At 73.2% G+C, this 15,330-nt stretch carries 10 protein-coding genes; 6 read left to right on the top strand and 4 right to left on the bottom strand.

The window, feature by feature from the left end:
* Positions 1-17: 17 nt before the first annotated feature.
* Positions 18-1,187: an ADP-forming succinate--CoA ligase subunit beta gene (gene sucC / locus H291_RS0117280; RefSeq protein WP_020016263.1), complete on the bottom strand. Its 1,170-nt coding sequence runs from the start codon at positions 1,185-1,187 to the stop codon at positions 18-20.
* Positions 1,188-1,428: 241 nt separating this feature from the next.
* Between sucC and H291_RS0117275 the strand changes: the two genes are divergently transcribed.
* From H291_RS0117275 to H291_RS0117250, 6 genes are all read left to right on the top strand, one after another.
* Complete coding sequence (locus tag H291_RS0117275; protein ID WP_020016262.1) at positions 1,429-1,638, top strand: DNA-directed RNA polymerase sigma-70 factor; 210 nt, start codon at positions 1,429-1,431, stop codon at positions 1,636-1,638.
* Positions 1,638-2,180, top strand: a complete 543-nt coding sequence (locus H291_RS0117270; protein ID WP_020016261.1) for a Clp protease N-terminal domain-containing protein — start codon at positions 1,638-1,640, stop codon at positions 2,178-2,180. The genes H291_RS0117275 and H291_RS0117270 overlap by 1 nt, the downstream gene beginning before the upstream one ends.
* Positions 2,181-2,348: 168 nt before the next feature.
* Entirely contained in the window at positions 2,349-6,122 is a 3,774-nt protein-coding gene (locus H291_RS0117265) for a S8 family peptidase (RefSeq protein WP_020016260.1), read from the top strand.
* A gap of 211 nt (positions 6,123-6,333) precedes the next feature.
* Positions 6,334-7,134, top strand: a complete 801-nt coding sequence (locus tag H291_RS0117260) for a hypothetical protein (RefSeq protein WP_020016259.1) — start codon at positions 6,334-6,336, stop codon at positions 7,132-7,134.
* Positions 7,131-7,751 (top strand): hypothetical protein, encoded by a 621-nt coding sequence (locus tag H291_RS0117255; protein ID WP_020016258.1) that lies wholly within the window; start codon positions 7,131-7,133, stop codon positions 7,749-7,751. The genes H291_RS0117260 and H291_RS0117255 overlap by 4 nt, the downstream gene beginning before the upstream one ends.
* Entirely contained in the window at positions 7,748-8,482 is a 735-nt protein-coding gene (locus tag H291_RS0117250) for a hypothetical protein (RefSeq protein WP_020016257.1), read from the top strand. The genes H291_RS0117255 and H291_RS0117250 overlap by 4 nt, the downstream gene beginning before the upstream one ends.
* A 25-nt stretch (positions 8,483-8,507) precedes the next feature.
* Here the strand turns inward: H291_RS0117250 and H291_RS0117245 are convergent, their stop codons facing one another.
* From H291_RS0117245 to H291_RS0117235, 3 genes are all read right to left on the bottom strand, one after another.
* Positions 8,508-9,824: a hypothetical protein gene (locus tag H291_RS0117245; RefSeq protein WP_020016256.1), complete on the bottom strand. Its 1,317-nt coding sequence runs from the start codon at positions 9,822-9,824 to the stop codon at positions 8,508-8,510.
* 62 nt (positions 9,825-9,886) lie between these two features.
* Positions 9,887-12,040, bottom strand: a complete 2,154-nt coding sequence (locus H291_RS30560; protein WP_020016255.1) for an acyltransferase family protein — start codon at positions 12,038-12,040, stop codon at positions 9,887-9,889.
* A gap of 530 nt (positions 12,041-12,570) precedes the next feature.
* On the bottom strand, positions 12,571-15,297 hold the full coding sequence (locus H291_RS0117235; protein WP_020016254.1) for a UvrD-helicase domain-containing protein: 2,727 nt from the start codon (positions 15,295-15,297) through the stop codon (positions 12,571-12,573).
* Between the last annotated feature and the right edge of the window lie 33 nt (positions 15,298-15,330).

Below are 15,330 nucleotides of genomic sequence, written 5' to 3'. Positions count from 1 at the left end.
AAGTCTTCAGCGGGCGATCAGGCGGCGGCAGCCTTGGCGGCGGCAAGGTCGGCGCCGCCGTCCATGGTGTCGGCGAGGGTGACGAGCGGGTGGTTGCGCTCGTTCAGGATCTGGCGGCCGAGCTCGACGTTGTTGCCGTCGAGGCGGACGACCAGCGGCTTGGACGCCTCGTCGCCGAGGATGTCCAGCGCGCCCACGATGCCGTTGGCGACCTCGTCGCACGCGGTGATGCCGCCGAAGACGTTCACGAAGACCGACTTGACCTGCTCGTCGTTCAGGATGACGTCGAGGCCGTTCGCCATGACCTGGGCGTTGGCGCCGCCGCCGATGTCGAGGAAGTTGGCGGGCTTGACGCCGCCGTGCTTCTCGCCGGCGTAGGCGACGACGTCGAGGGTGGACATGACCAGGCCCGCGCCGTTGCCGATGATGCCGACCTCGCCGTCGAGCTTGACGTAGTTGAGGTCGTTCTCCTTGGCCTTCGCCTCCAGCGGGTCGGCCGCGGCGGAGTCCTCGAGCTCGGCGTGGTCCGCGTGGCGGAAGCCGGCGTTCTCGTCGAGCGTGACCTTGCCGTCGAGGGCGACGATCTCGCCGTCCTCGGTCTTGACCAGCGGGTTCACCTCGACCAGCGTGGCGTCCTCGGCCTTGAACACGGTCCACAGGCCCTGGATGACCTCGGCGACCTTGCCCTTGATGTCCTCGGCGAAGCCGGCGGCGTCCACGATCTCGGCGGCCTTGGCCTCGTCGATGCCGACGGCCGGGTCGACGGCGATGCGCGCGAGCGCCTCGGGCCGCTCGACGGCGAGCTGCTCGATCTCCATGCCGCCCTCGACGGAGCACATGGCGAGGTAGTTGCGGTTGGACCGGTCCAGGAGCACGGAGAAGTAGAACTCCTCGGCGATCTTGGCGCCCTGGGCGATCATCACGCGGTGCACCGTGTGGCCCTTGATGTCCATGCCGAGGATCTCGCCGGCCTTCTCGGCCGCCTCCGCGGGCGAGTGGGCCAGCTTGACGCCGCCCGCCTTGCCGCGCCCACCGGTCTTGACCTGGGCCTTCACGACGACGGTTCCGCCGCCCAGCTTCTCGGCGCCCTCGCGAGCCTCTTCGACGGTGGTCGCGACGACCCCGCCCAGCACGGGCACGCCGTGCTTCTCGAAGATGTCGCGCGCCTGGTATTCGAACAGGTCCACCCTGCTGCGTCCTTCCATCGGGATGCGGCCCTCGGACGTCGTAGGCGCCCGGAGCCCGGCTGAGGCGATGTCTCGACGTCAAGACATCCCCGTACAGAGTAGCCCTGGATCGCTTGTGCTTCCGAACGAGAGCGGCGGTTTTCCGGGCTTCTTCGGCACGGGCATGTGGCACACGTCTCGATCCCCGAGTTTTGTCAACCAGGGTTGACAACGAGTAACTTTGTCAACCATAGTTGACGCCATGACCCAGCAAGCACTCGCCGCATCCGCAGCCGGGGACGACCCCGCCGAGGGACTGCGCGCCGTGAAGGCCATGCGCGAGCTGGCCGACCGCCTGGAGACCCTCCAGGTCGAGCGGGCACGTCGGCTCGGCTGGTCGTGGCAGGAGATCGCCGACGCGCTCGGCGTCACCCGGCAGGCCGTGCACAAGAAGCACAACAGGAGGATCTGATGTTCGAGAGGTTCACGAAGGACGCCCGCTCCGCCGTCGTCGACGCCCAGCAGGTCGCCCGCGACGCGCACAGCGACCAGATCGACAGCCGCCACCTGCTCGTCGCGCTCGCCGAGAGCGGCGGCCCGGCCCGGACCGCCCTGACCGACGGCGGGGTGGACACCGCCGCCCTGGTCGAGAGCGCCCGGGCCAAGATCGAGGCGGGCGACGCGCTGGACCCGGCCGCGCTGGCCGCCGTCGGCATCGACCTGGACGAGGTGACGCGGCGCACCGAGGCCACCTTCGGCGAGGGCGCCCTCGCCCGGGCGGGCCGCACCCTGCGCGGGCGCCGCAAGCACATCCCGTTCACCCCGGACGCCAAGAAGTCGCTGGAGCTCGCGCTGCGCGAGGCGATCCGGCTGGGCTCCAAGGAGATCCACGGCGGGCACCTGCTGCTCGGCCTCACCCGCGCCGAGTCACCGGCCCGCGCCCTCCTGTCCGACGCCGGGGCGGACCTCGACCGGGTCCGGCACCTGGCGGAGGGGCAGAGCAAGGCGGCCTGACCCGCGCCCGCGCCACGCCCCGCACCCGTTCTCGGGTGCGGGGCGTGGCCGTTACCTGCCATCTGTCCGGAGTTGGCCAGAAAATGGCGGTGCCGTTACACGGGCGAAACCCAGCGCACCGCGTGCGAGGGCTAGGAAATGGGCACACCACTGTCGAAAGGGACAACTGTGTTCACCATCTCCACCCGCGCCAGGGCGCTCGTCGCCACCGGCGTGGCCGCGGCCCTCGCGGTCGGGGCCGCGTCGGCGTCTGCCGCGGCCCTCGCGAGCCCCGCCGGCCCGGCAGTCCCGCCGGGCGGCTCCGCCACCGCGCTCCCGCCATCGGCGGCGGGGTCGCGCAGCGTCACCCTGATCACCGGTGACACGGTCACCATCAGCACGGCGGCGGACGGCACGAGCGTCACCAACGTCACCGGCCCCGGTGGGACGACGTCGTCCTACCACCGCACCGAGCGCGACGGCAGCACGTTCGTCTACCCGGACGCCGCGCTGCCCTACGTGACGGCCGGCACCCTCGACGACCGCCTGTTCGACGTCACGCGGCTCCTCGCGAACGGCTACGACGACGCGAGCACCGACGCGCTGCCGCTGATCGTCCGCTACGCCGACGAGGCCGCCGCCCGGTCGCGGGGCGCCGCGTCCCTCGACGGCGCCGACGTCGTCCGCCCGCTGCCCAGCGTGGACGGCGCCGCCGTGACGCAGGACCGCGACGACGCCGCCGCGTTCTGGGCCGACCTGACCGAGGGCCCGGCGGCGGGCGCCCGCACCTCCGGCGGCTCCCCCGCGTTCGCCGGCGGCATCGAGAAGATCTGGCTCGACGGCCCCGTCACCGCCGACCTCGCCGAGTCGACCGCCCAGATCGGCGCGCCCGACGTGTGGGCCGACGGCAACACCGGCGAGGGCGTGGACGTCGCCGTGCTCGACACGGGCGTCGACCCCACGCACCCCGACCTGGCCGACCAGGTCGCCGCGAGCGCCAACTTCGTCGAGACCGAGGACTACGTCGACGACTACCAGGGGCACGGCACGCACGTCGCCTCGACGATCGCGGGCACCGGCGCGGCCTCGGACGGCCTGGAGCGGGGCGTCGCCCCCGGCGCGCGGCTGCACGTGGGCCGGGTGCTCGACAGCAACGGGCGCGGCATGGAGTCCTGGATCATCGCCGGCATGGAGTGGGCCGCGCGCGACCAGGACGCCCGCATCGTCAGCATGAGCCTGGGCGGGGAGCCCGCCGGGGCGGACGACCCGATGGCGGCCGCCGTGGACGAGCTGACCGCCGAGACGGGCGCGCTGTTCGTGACCGCCGCAGGCAACGGCGGCCCGCGGACCGTCAGCTCGCCGGCCCTGGCGGACTCGGCCCTCGCCGTGGGCGCCGTCGACGCGACCGACACCCTGGCCGACTTCTCCAGCACCGGCCCCGCGATCGACGGCGGGGTCAAGCCCGAGATCACGGCGCCCGGCGTCGACATCCTCGCGGCCCGCTCGCAGCTCGTGCGCGGCTCCGGGATGTACACGACGATGAGCGGCACCTCGATGGCGACCCCGCACGTGGCGGGCACCGCGGCGCTCGTCGCGGCGGCCCACCCGGGCTGGACGGCGGAGCAGATCAAGGAGGCGATCGTCAGCACCGCCGTGCCGACCCCCGCCTACACCCCCTACGAGGCAGGCAGCGGCCGCCTCGACGCGCCCGCGGCCGTGGCCGCGACGATGTTCGGCACCGCGAGCGCCGGGTTCGGCTTCCACACGTACGACTCCGGCACGGAGCCCGCGTCGAAGCCGATCACGTACACGAACCTGGGTGACGCCCCGGTCGACCTGCACCTCGCGGTCGACGGCGCGGTCCCGGCGGGCTTCCTCACCCTGTCCTCCGACACGGTGACCGTGCCGGCGCAGGGCACGGCGTCGGTGGACCTCACGGCGGACCTCTCGCTGCTGCCGGCGGAGGTGGACCTGAGCGCCACGGTCGTGGCGACGGACGACGCCGGGGCCGTGCGGGCCCGCACCCTGACGGGCGCGACCCGCGAGGGGCAGCGCCAGAAGCTGACCGTGACCGTCACGGGCGACGACGGCCGGCCCGCGACGGGCAAGCTGCTGGTGACGTCGGACCAGATCTTCGCCGGGGCGGACCTGGACGAGAACGGCACCGCCGTGCTGCGGATGCCGGTGGGCAGCTACAGCGGCTGGCTGTCGGTCGACGTCGAGGGCGCGAACGGGCCGGGCTCGCTCGGCACGGCGCTGCTGAGCTTCGTGGACGTGGACCTGAGCCAGGACCGGTCGGTCGTGCTGGACGCCCGCAAGGCGGTCCAGGTGCGCGCGGAGGTGCCGCAGGACACGGACCCGGCGTCCATGCGCCTGGACGTGATCCGGCAGTTCCCGAACGGCGGCTACACGGCGAGCTCGATGTTCCCGCCGGGTGAGTTCGACAGCCTCTGGGCGCTGCCCACGGGGAAGAAGGTCACCGCGGGCCTGTTCGAGTTCGGGGCGCAGTTCCGCCTGGAGCAGCCGGCCCTCACGGTGGAGAAGGGCCGCGGCGGGTTCGACGGCCTGGACGACCTGCGGGTCAAGCGGGCCGCGACGCCGCTGCCGGCAGGGAAGCGCACGCTGCGGGTGGTCGAGGCCGAGGGCGTGTCGGGCCTGTCCGACCTGGCACACCACGGGGGCGGGCACGGCCTGAAGGACACCGCCGTCGTCGTGCGCGCCGCCGACACGGACGAGATCGCGCCGCTGGCCCAGGCCGCGGCCGACGCCGGCGCGCGCGTGCTGTTCGTGGTGCACGACGGCGCCGGGCGGCTGGCGCCGTGGGACGAGTCCCCGTGGATCCCGGGCGAGCCGGCCCCGCTGACGGTCGCCACGCTCACGTCCGGCCAGGGCGCGGAGCTGCTGCGGTCGCTGGACGGGCGCCGGCCGGAGGTCACGGTCTCGTCGCACCCCACGACCGAGTACACCTACGACGTGGTGCACCACTGGACCGGCGCCGTGCCGGCCCGGCCCACGTGGACCGCGGCCAAGGGCGACCTGGCGCGGGTGGACACCTCGTTCCGCAACTACCGCCAGGGTCCCGCGATGGAGGCCCGGTTCGACGTCTGGCACGGCTGGACGGCGGGCAACCAGCTCGCCGCCCCCGCGCAGGGCGAGCGGACCGACTGGGTCGCCGCCGGTGTGCCGTGGACGCAGAGCGCCCACATCGCCGGCGAGATGGGGCAGTCGAACGTCGACGTGCTGGAGTACAAGGCGCGCACGACCAGTGACGTGACGTGGTTCGGGCCGGTCCTGCGGCCGCGCATGTCGGCGCTGGGCTCCCAGCCCATCCGCTACCTGGACCAGATGTACGTGCCGGTGCCGGGCTGGGGCGACTCGGGCAGCGGGCACGTCGGTGCCACGGGCGGCGGCAACTTCGACGTCCGCAACCGGGCGACGCTCTACCAGGGCGACACCGAGCTCCTGTGGGGCAACGCCGAGTTCCTGCCCGTGAACGGCGGCCTGCCGGCCGAGCGCCTGCCGTACCGCGTGGTGGCCGACAACGACCGCGCCGACTGGGCGGGACCCTACTCGACGCACACCCTCACCGAGTGGGACTTCACGTCGGAGGCGAGCGGGCCCGACGCCGTCGAGCCGCTGCCGCTGATCCAGCTCGACTACGGCGTGGACACCGACCTGGCGGGACGGGCGTCCCGCACGGCCCGGCTGACGGTGACGCCGTCGCACCTGCCCGGGATCGAGGCCCGCGTGGGCCGGCCCACGGTCGAGGTGTCGTACGACGACGGGGCGACCTGGAAGCGGCTCGACCTCACGCGGGACCGGCAGTCGCACGGGCCGGACGGCTGGTCGGCGCGGCTGGCGGCGCCGCGGGGCGCGCAGTTCGCGACCCTGCGGACCGTCGTGGAGGACAGTGACGGCAACACGGTGTCGCAGACGCTGACGCGGGCGTTCGGGCTGCGCTGACGGCGGCGCTGGTCGAGCTTGCGCCATCGCTGGTCGAGCTTGTCGAGACCCAGGTCTCGACAAGCTCGACCAGCGAAGCGGACCGGGTCTCGACAAGCTCGACCAGCGAAGCGGACCGGGTCTCGACAAGCTCGACCAGCGACGTGGCCCGCGATGGCGGTCGTGGACTTTCGCCCGGTTGGTCCGTGATGCACCGCTACGATCGTGCGCCATGAAGCATGCCCGCAACGGCAGCCCCGACATCGCGTTCCGGGTGGGCCGCCGCGTCGTCTCGGCCGTCGCCGACGACATGTCGACGATGCAGCGCGTCGGCGCCGGCGTCGTCGCCGCGCTCGTGGCCGTCACCCCGTTCGGCGCGTGGAGCAAGGTGGAGGCGCAGGCCGACCCGGTCGTGGCGGGCACCGCCATCGAGGTGGGCCCGTTCGACCTGACCGTCGTGCGCGCCGTGAAGACCGGCGACCTCGGCTACCTCACGCCCGCGCCGGGCAACCACATGCTCGCCCTGGTCGTGGACGTGACCAACACCAGCGACGTCCCCGAGTACAGCAGCACGCTCGGCAGCGCGATCCCCGCGCCGAGGGGCGTCGACGTCGTGCCGCAGGAGTCGCTGACCGACCTGGCAACGAACCTGGACACGGACCTCGACACGGACCCCGGGGCCGGGGCGGGCACCGAGCCCGGGGCCGAGCCGTCCCCGAGCGCCTCGCCCGAGGACGAGAGCGAGGCCGAGGAGCCCGAGCTGCCGCCCGCGTCCATCGTCAACGTCGCCGACGCGACCACGATGCGCATCCTCAACCCGGGCGTCACCTACCAGGTCGCGCTGATCTGGCAGCAGAGCGACGAGTTCACGGGCAGCGAGATCCCGGTCGAGGTGGTGGGGCTGGACTGGATCGACGAGAGCCGGCTGACCCTGGACAACGGGTACTGGCTGCCCGGGGAGGTCGCGTTCCAGGGCGACGTGCCCCTCAAGGACAACACCGACCGGACCCCGGCCCCGGAGGACCAGCAGTGAGGCACGGACGCCGCCGGATCACCTGGAAGGGCTCGCTGCTCGTCGTCGGCGGCGTGGTCGCGGGCTGCGCGCTCGTCACCACGGTGCCCCAGGAGACGGTCGTGGAGACGCCGTTCGTCGTCGAGGGCGCCGTCGGAGAGACCCTCGACCTCACGTACGCCGACCTCACGGTGACCGAGGTCCGCGTGGCCGACACCCTGGAGAGCTTCTCGGAGGCCGCGCAGGCGGGCGGCACGTTCGTGGTGGTCGACGCGACCTGGCGGGCCACGCAGGGCGCCACGTCGTTCGTGGGCGCCGAGATCACCGACGCCGAGGGCCGGACCTTCTGGCCCACCGACCAGGCCGGGTGCTCGACGTCGGCCAAGGCCCAGCCGGGATACGCCTGGCACGTCACGTACTGCTTCGACGTGCCGAAGGACGCGCTCGCGGGCGCGACGGTGCGCCTGGCGCGCGGCGGGCAGACCGAGGAGCACGCGGGCCAGCGGCGGGACGCCGCCGGCGTCGTCGACCTGGGCATCTCCGCCGAGGACGCGAAGACGCTCTGGGAGGCGACCGAGACCGTGACGACCGAGTCGCCGGGCTACGCCACGGCCCGTGCGGAAGGTAGTGAGGAATGACGACGCTGGTGACCCCGGCGGTGCCGGGCCCCGGTCAGGACCCGTACCCGAGCCTGCAGCCGGGCGGCGCCCCGAGCCTGCAGCCCGGCCTGCTGCCCGGTTCCGTGCCGCCCGACGTCCCCGCGGCCGGGCGGCCCAGGGGTTGGTGGCGGCGCAACGCCGTCTGGCTGGTGCTGCTGCCGATCGCGGTCGTGGTGACCACGGCGGCGTCGTCGTTCCGGGTGTGGGCGTTCTGGTGGCCGGACGGCGTGCACTACGAGTCCCAGCGCGTCGCGCTGGGCGAGCCGGCGCACCTGGCGAGCGAGTACCTAGACATGGGCTTCGACGTGCCGGAGCGGGCGAACACCTACGTGCTGCGCGAGCTGGACGCGACGGTGACGGGCGTCGAGAAGGTGGACGAGCTGCCCGCGCCCGCGTACGGCATGCCGGTGGAGATCCCCGAGGGGTCGGTCGCCTACGAGGTGCAGCTGCACTTCGCGGCCGAGCCCCAGACCGACCTGTCGCTGTGCGCGATCGCCCTCGTGTCCGACGACGGCACGCGCTACGGCGAGGCGGCGCCGGACGTGCTGGGCAACTCCAACCGGTGCCTGCCCGACGGCGCCGACGGGTTCGTGAGCGAGCAGCCCGAGTGGGACGTGAGCTCGTTCGTGCTGGTCGACCCGGACGCGACGATCGAGCAGGTGCGGCTGTCGTTCGGGGGGCCGGACTACCTCGCGGTGGAGCTGCCGTAACGGGCGCTGCCCGCCGGCGTCCCGCCTAGGCGGGGCGCGCGACGACGCGGTTGCCTGCCACGGGCGTCGCGTCGTCGTCGAGCTCGCGGACGGCGAGGCCCCGCTCGACCAGCACTTCGACGGTCGCCGCGATGAGCGCGGCGGCGAGCGCTAGGGCGAGACCGAGGCCGGCGGCGGCCTCGAAGGGGCTGAACGCGATCCACGCGTTGGTCTCGACCGGCCCCGTCACGGTGCGCACCAGCCAGCCGATGGCGTAGGGAGCCCGCATCACCACGAGGTAGCCCAGGCAGAAGACGAGCATGGGGCCGAGGCCGCCGTGCACGATCATCTTCATGCCGTTCCACAGGGCGGAGAAGCGGGCGCGCAGGTCCTCGGTGAGCGACTCCAGGAGCGAGCGGAGCCCGGCCGGGAGCCAGGTCATGCGGTCGAGCCAGCGGTGCTCGTCCGACGGCGGCTCCATCAGCTTGTGCCCCAGCACCACGGCGCCGATGGCGAGCCAGGCCAGGGGCGCGACCAGGACGACGTCGAGCGACTCGAGGACCGTGACGAAGCCGTCGGCGGCGAAGGACGCGGCGTCGTTCCCCGCCTCGCCCACGCTCTCCTGCGCGGCGCCCACGGTGCCGACGGCGGCCGCGACGAGCTCACGGTCGCTCGCGGTGTTCCACAGCAGCGTCTCGATCGTCTCGATCTGGCCGGCGACCTGGCTGGTCCAGTAGATCTCGAGGCAGCCGCCGAGCACCGCGATCCCGAGGAACTGGACCTTGCCCTCCAGGCGGCCGAGCAGCCAGCGCAGCAGGAAGGCGCCGGTCACGATGGCGATGAGCGTCCAGCCGGACCAGACGCCGACGCGGGCGGCGAAGTCGACACCCTGGGTGCTGAAGGTGTCGTTGAACAGCTCGTCGGCCGCGGCCTCGTTGGTGAACCGCATCCGGTCGGCGTCCATGAGGCCCTCGACCTCGTAGACGACGAGGAACGGCACCAGCACGGACAGGGCGATGTCGATGAGGCGCCGCTCGCGCCGCTCCGACGGCATGAGCGGGGCGCGCCGCGTGGGCAGCATGCCGGGGATCGCGGCCTGCGCGGCGCGCTCCCGGCGGCCGAGGTCCGCGCCACCCAGGCTCGGCAGGCTGTTCCGGCAGACCCACAGCATGCCGACGACCGGCGCGAGGTAGCCCAGCGGGCTCAGGATCAGCAGGAGCTGCGCCACGAACGAGTTCCACTGGCTCAGCTCGACCGCACCCCACATCGCACCGTTGCGGACGGCGACGCCGAGCAGGCCGAGCGTCAGGAGCGCGGGCCAGTGCGCCACGAACAGGCGACCCGCGGAGACCAGGATCCTCATGGCGACACATAGTGGCCTAAACCGGGCAGGGTGCGCCAAGCCGTGTCATCCCGAGGGCTGTGCTACTCCAGGGTCGCGAACGACTCCTCGACCAGGTCGGTGTAGGCCTCGACGCCGTCGAGGTTCGGGTGCGTCGCGTCGGCGTGCAGCAGGCCGGGGTGCCGGCCGACGAGCGCGTGCCAGTCGGCGACCGCGACGTTCGCGCGGCCCGCGGCGATCTTGTCGAGGGTCTTGTTGGCGTCCGGCACCCAGTAGCTGATCCCCACGCTGTTGACGAGCACCACGCGGCGGTCCGGGCCGATCAGGTCGAGCACGTGCCGGGCGGCGTCGGCCGAGCCGTCGAGCTGGAAGCCCGAGTTGGTGCCGAAGTTGAGCAGGACCGTCTCGCGAAGCCGGCCCTCGCGCTTCGCGACCCTGACCATGCGCTCGGCGTCGAGCCAGTCGGTGCTGACCACGCCCTGCACCTGGGCCCGCGGGTAGCGCGCGAGGATCGCGGGCGTGGCCGCTGCCAGCACGGAGTCGCCGAAGGCAGAGACCTGGACGCCGTCCCGCGTGCCGAAGGGCAGGCGCTCCGGGGCCGTGCGGGAGGTCGGGGTGTGGTCGCCGTCGCCGGGGCGGTCGGTGGCTGCGGCGGCCGTGGCGGTGGCGGTCTGCGGGCCTGCGGCGTCGCGGCCGGCCTGGACGCCCGCGGCGATGGCGAGCTCGGTCGCCGTCCGCTCCGGGGCGGACGTGACGGCCGCCCCGGTGCCGACCAGGGCGAGCACCGCGACCACCAGCGCCCCCTTGGGCACGACGGCGGAGGTGCGCACCGCCGCGAGCAGCGCCCGGCCCGCGCCGCGGAACCCGAGCCGCCGCACCGGCATCTCGACCCACCGGTACGACGCCGCCCCGAGCACCACCGTCAGCGCCACGGTGAGGCCGGTGCCGATGCCCCACCACACGGTGCCGGGCTGGGCCCCGACGGCCGCGGTGACGATGCAGGCGACCGGCCAGTGCCACAGGTAGATCCCGTACGACCGCTCCCCCACCCAGCGCAGCGCCGGCGCCTCCAGCGCGGTGACGAACCAGGTGGGCTCGGTACGGGCCGCGTCGCACGCCAGCACCAGCACGAGGGCCAGCAGCGACGCCGCCAGCAGCCCGAGCGGGTAGGTGAGCGGCGAGTCGCCGCGCAGCACCAGGAACAGCACGACCAGGCCGGCGAGCGCGAGCGGCGGGAGCAGGCGGGCGCGCCCGCCCCGCAGCGCGGGCCCCGCCTTGGCCCAGCGCAGCGTCACGGCCGCGCCCAGGAGCAGGCCGAACGCGTGGGTGTCGGTGCCGTAGTAGACGCGCGTCGGGTCCACGCCCTCGCCGTACGCCGGCATGAACAGGAGCGCCATCGCGCCCGCCGACAGGAGGGCGCCCGCCACGACGAGCCGCACCCGCCAGGCCGCCGAGCGCACCGCGATCAGCAGCACGACGAGCAGCACCGGCCACGCCAGGTAGAACTGCTCCTCGATCGCCAGCGACCACAGGATGCGCAGCAGCTCCGGCTGGGACTCGTCGAAGTAGTCGCTGCCCGCGGAGATCTCGACCCAGTTGGTGCTGAACGTCAGCGCGCCCAGGAGCTGCCGCCCGATGCCGACCGTCAGGTCCGGCTCGACCAGCCGCGCCACCGGGATGCTCGCGACCAGCACCAGGGCGAGGGCGGGCAGCAGCCGGCGCGCCCGGCGCACCCAGAACCGCGTCAGCCGGATCCAGCTGGTGCCCGCGACCTCGCGCAGCAGCAGCGTGGTGATGAGGAACCCGCTGACCACGAAGAACACGTCCACGCCCAGGAACCCGCCCGGCACCCAGGCGGGCGCCAGGTGAAACGCCACGACGGCGAGCACCGCGACGGCGCGCAGCCCGTCCAGGCCCGGGATCCGGAGGCCGGGGCCGGCCGGTGGCGCGGGAGTCGCGGTCGGCGTCGGGGCCGGCGATGTCAGGACGCCCGTCACCGTCGGGACACGGGCCGGTGCCGGGGAGCCCGCCGCCGTCGGGTCGCCCGTCGTCGTCGGACCAGCTGCCGGAGCGAGTGCCGGTGCCGCGGCTGCGGCGGTGGCCGGGGCCGGGGCCGTGGCCGGGGCTGCGGCCATGGCCGGGGCTGCGGCCATGGCCGGGGCTGCGGCCGTGGCCGGGGCTGCGGCCGTGGCGGACCCGGCGACCAGACCGGGCCAGGCGTCGTCGGTCAGGACCATGGGCGGACGGTACCGAACCTCCGCAGACCGAAAAAGTCCGGAATGTGAAACCGCCGCCCGCCCCGCGGCCCCGGTTCCGCCGACTCGCGGCAGAACCAGACCCGACGAAGGTTCCCCGGAGACCGCCCCTCCCCTTCGAGGCCTAAGTTTCTCCTCTTTCAGCCACCCCAAAGCGAAGAAACTTAGGCCTCGAAGAAGAGACCCACCCAAGCCCCACCCCACCAATGCGCCGGAGCGGAACGGGCTAGTCGAGACGGGCCGGGTCGAGCGGGCCGGGCCAGGCGAACGAGATCGAGCCATCTCTCTCGAGGCCTAAGTTTCTTGGCTTTCGGGCACCCCAAAGACAAGAAACTTAGGCTTCGAAGAAGAGGATGGTCCGCGACCGGGCCAGCCCGGCCGGGGTCGGCCGAGTCGGGTCGGGTCGGGTCGGGTCGGGCCATCCCTCTTTGAGGCCTAAGTTTCTTCGCTTTGAGCCTCGTCAAAGCGAAGAAACCTAGGCCTCGAAGGGGAAGGGCCACCGCCCCTCCCCGTCAGAGCTTCGTGATCGCCGTGTACTTCAGCGCGATGCGCTTCGTGCCGTTGGTGCCGAAGTCGATCTTGACCACGGCGTTGGCCTCGACGTCCACGACCGTGCCGAGCCCGTACGAGTCGTGGGTGACGCGGTCGCCGATCTCCAGGCTCGGGATGTCCTTCTGGACGTTGAGGCCGCCGAACCCGCCCTTGGCGCCCGCCTTCTTCTGCGGGGAGAACGGGTTCGCCTGCCCACCGCCCGACGACGACGTGGTGGTACTGGTGCGCACCGGACCCGACCGGCCCGAGGACCAGCTCGACCCGGAGCCCGAACCCGATCCGCGGCCGCCGGAACCGTAACCACCCGAGCCGTACCCGCCGCTCCAGCCGCCGCGCCCCGAACGGATCGCGGCCGTCGACGACTCGCGCCGCCGCCAGTCCCACAGCTCCTCGGGGACCTCCTGCAGGAACCGGCTCTCCGGGAACTCGTTGGCCATGCCGAAGGCCGCCCGCACCGAGGACCGCGTGATGTACAGCCGCTCTCGCGCGCGGGTGATGCCCACGTAGGCGAGCCGGCGCTCCTCGGCGAGCTCGGTGTCGTCGTGCAGCGAGCGCATGTGGGGGAACGTGCCGTCCTCCATGCCCGTGAGGAACACGACGGGGAACTCCAGGCCCTTGGCGGTGTGCAGGGTCATGAGCGTGACGACGCCCTGGTTCTCCTTGGGCGCCTCCTCCGCGGCGCCGTCGGCGACGTCCTCGTCGGGGATCTGGTCGCTGTCCGCGACCAGCGAGACCCGTTCCAGGAAGTCGGCGAGCGAGCCCTCGGGGTCGGTCTCGCCGAAGTCGACGGCGACGGCGTGCAGCTCGGCCAGGTTCTCGACGCGGCCCTCGTCCTGCGGGTCCTCGCTGGCGCGCAGCTCCGCGAGGTAGCCGGTCTTGTCGAGCACGGCGCCGAGCACCACGGCGGGGGCAGCGCCGTCGTCGACCAGGCCGCGCAGCTCGCGCATCAGGTCGCGGAAGGCGAGCAGGGGCTTGAGCGAGCGGTTGGTCATGCCGGGGATCTCGTCGGCGCGCTCCAGGGCTGCGCCGAACGACGTGCGCTCCCGCTCGGCGAACGACGCCACGAGCGACTCCGCCCGGTCCCCCAGCCCGCGCTTCGGCACGTTGAGGATGCGGCGCAGGTTCACGTCGTCGTCCTCGTTGGCCAGCGCGCGCAGGTAGGCGACGGCGTCCTTGACCTCGCGGCGCTCGTAGAAGCGCGTGCCGCCGACCACCTTGTAGGGCAGGCCGACGCGGACCAGCACCTCCTCCAGCGCACGCGACTGCGCGTTGGTGCGGTAGAAGATCGCGACGTCGCCCGGGCGCACGCTGTCGCCGTCGCCGAGCTTGTCGATCTCGTCGGCGACGAACCGCGCCTCCTGGTGCTCGTCGTCCGCGACGTAGCCCACGATCTTGGCCCCGGCCCCCGAGTCGGTCCACAGGCGCTTGGGCGTGCGGCCGGCGTTGCGGGAGATCACCGCGTTGGCGGCGCTCAGGATGTTCTGCGTGGAGCGGTAGTTCTGCTCCAGCAGGATCGTCGTGGCGTCCGGGTAGTCCTTCTCGAACTCCAGGATGTTGCGGATCGTGGCGCCGCGGAACGCGTAGATGGACTGGTCCGAGTCGCCCACGACGGTGAGCTCGGCCGGGTCGAGACCCGAGTCGTCGTCCGCCCCCACCCCCGCCAGCTCCCGGACCAGGGTGTACTGCGCGTGGTTGGTGTCCTGGTACTCGTCCACCATGATGTGCCGGAACCGGCGGCGGTAGTGCTCCGCGACGTTCGGGAACGCCTGGAACAGGTTCACCGTGGTCATGATGATGTCGTCGAAGTCCAGGGCGTTCGCCTGGGCCAGGCGTGCCTGGTAGCGGGTGTAGACGTCGGCCAGCACCTGGTCGAACTTGGGCACGGCGGTGTTGCGCTCGTCGGCCGACTGCCCGCCCCACGGCCGCCGGATGCCGCCCGACGCCGCTGCGGCGGCCTCGGTCTGCGCCTCCTGCTCCGCGTACGCCATGGCCTGCCGGGCGTAGGTCTCGGGGTCGACCAGCTCGTTCTTCAGGTCGCTGATCTTGTTCGACAGCCCGCGCGCCGGGTACTTCTTGGGGTCCAGGTTGAGCTCGCGCGTGACCAGCGTGATGAGGCGCTGGCTGTCCGCGGCGTCGTAGATGCTGAAGCTGGACCTCAGCCCGAGCGTCGTGGCCTCCCGGCGCAGGATCCGCACGCACGCCGAGTGGAACGTGGACACCCACATGCGGTTCGCCGCGGGGCCCACCAGGCCCTCGACGCGCTCGCGCATCTCGGCCGCCGCCTTGTTGGTGAACGTGATCGCGAGGATCTCGCCTGCCCGCGCCCGGCCCGTGGCCAGGAGGTAGGCGATGCGGTGCGTGAGCACGCGCGTCTTGCCCGAACCGGCGCCCGCCACGATCAGCAGCTGCCCGCCCTCGTGCACGACGGCGGCGCGCTGCTGGGGGTTGAGCCCGTCCAGCAGCTCGTCCGGGTCCAGGTGCGCGTAAGCCCCGCCGGCGCGCGGCGCCTCGGACTCGTGCGGCAGGCCCGCGAGCCACTCCGGCTCCGCCGGCACGGCGGCCTCGCCGGGGTCGCCGTCGCCCCCGCCGTCGTCCCACCGCGGGGCGGTGCGCGGCAGGCGCGCCTCGTCACCCGGCGGGGCTGGGTCGAGGCCGGGCAGGGAGAGGCTGTCGAAGAGGGAAGTCATCGCCCCTAAGCCTAGGCGGGCTCACCGACACTG

Origin of the sequence: Promicromonospora sukumoe 327MFSha3.1 (assembly GCF_000385135.1) — a bacterium.
Taxonomy (GTDB): domain Bacteria; phylum Actinomycetota; class Actinomycetes; order Actinomycetales; family Cellulomonadaceae; genus Promicromonospora; species Promicromonospora sukumoe_B.
Note: the sequence above shows the minus strand (reverse complement) of the source record. Positions and strands in the feature narration are given on the sequence as shown.

What these genes read in the sequence shown, in the direction of transcription:
- H291_RS0117245 (WP_020016256.1), bottom strand. Translation starts at nt 9,824, where the DNA reads ATGAGGATCCTGGTCTCCGCGGGTCGCCTGTTCGTGGCGCACTGGCCC.
- H291_RS30560 (WP_020016255.1), bottom strand. Translation starts at nt 12,040, where the DNA reads ATGGTCCTGACCGACGACGCCTGGCCCGGTCTGGTCGCCGGGTCCGCC.
- H291_RS0117250 (WP_020016257.1), top strand. Translation starts at nt 7,748, where the DNA reads ATGACGACGCTGGTGACCCCGGCGGTGCCGGGCCCCGGTCAGGACCCG.
- H291_RS0117260 (WP_020016259.1), top strand. Translation starts at nt 6,334, where the DNA reads ATGAAGCATGCCCGCAACGGCAGCCCCGACATCGCGTTCCGGGTGGGC.
- H291_RS0117235 (WP_020016254.1), bottom strand. Translation starts at nt 15,297, where the DNA reads ATGACTTCCCTCTTCGACAGCCTCTCCCTGCCCGGCCTCGACCCAGCC.
- H291_RS0117275 (WP_020016262.1), top strand. Translation starts at nt 1,429, where the DNA reads ATGACCCAGCAAGCACTCGCCGCATCCGCAGCCGGGGACGACCCCGCC.
- H291_RS0117270 (WP_020016261.1), top strand. Translation starts at nt 1,638, where the DNA reads ATGTTCGAGAGGTTCACGAAGGACGCCCGCTCCGCCGTCGTCGACGCC.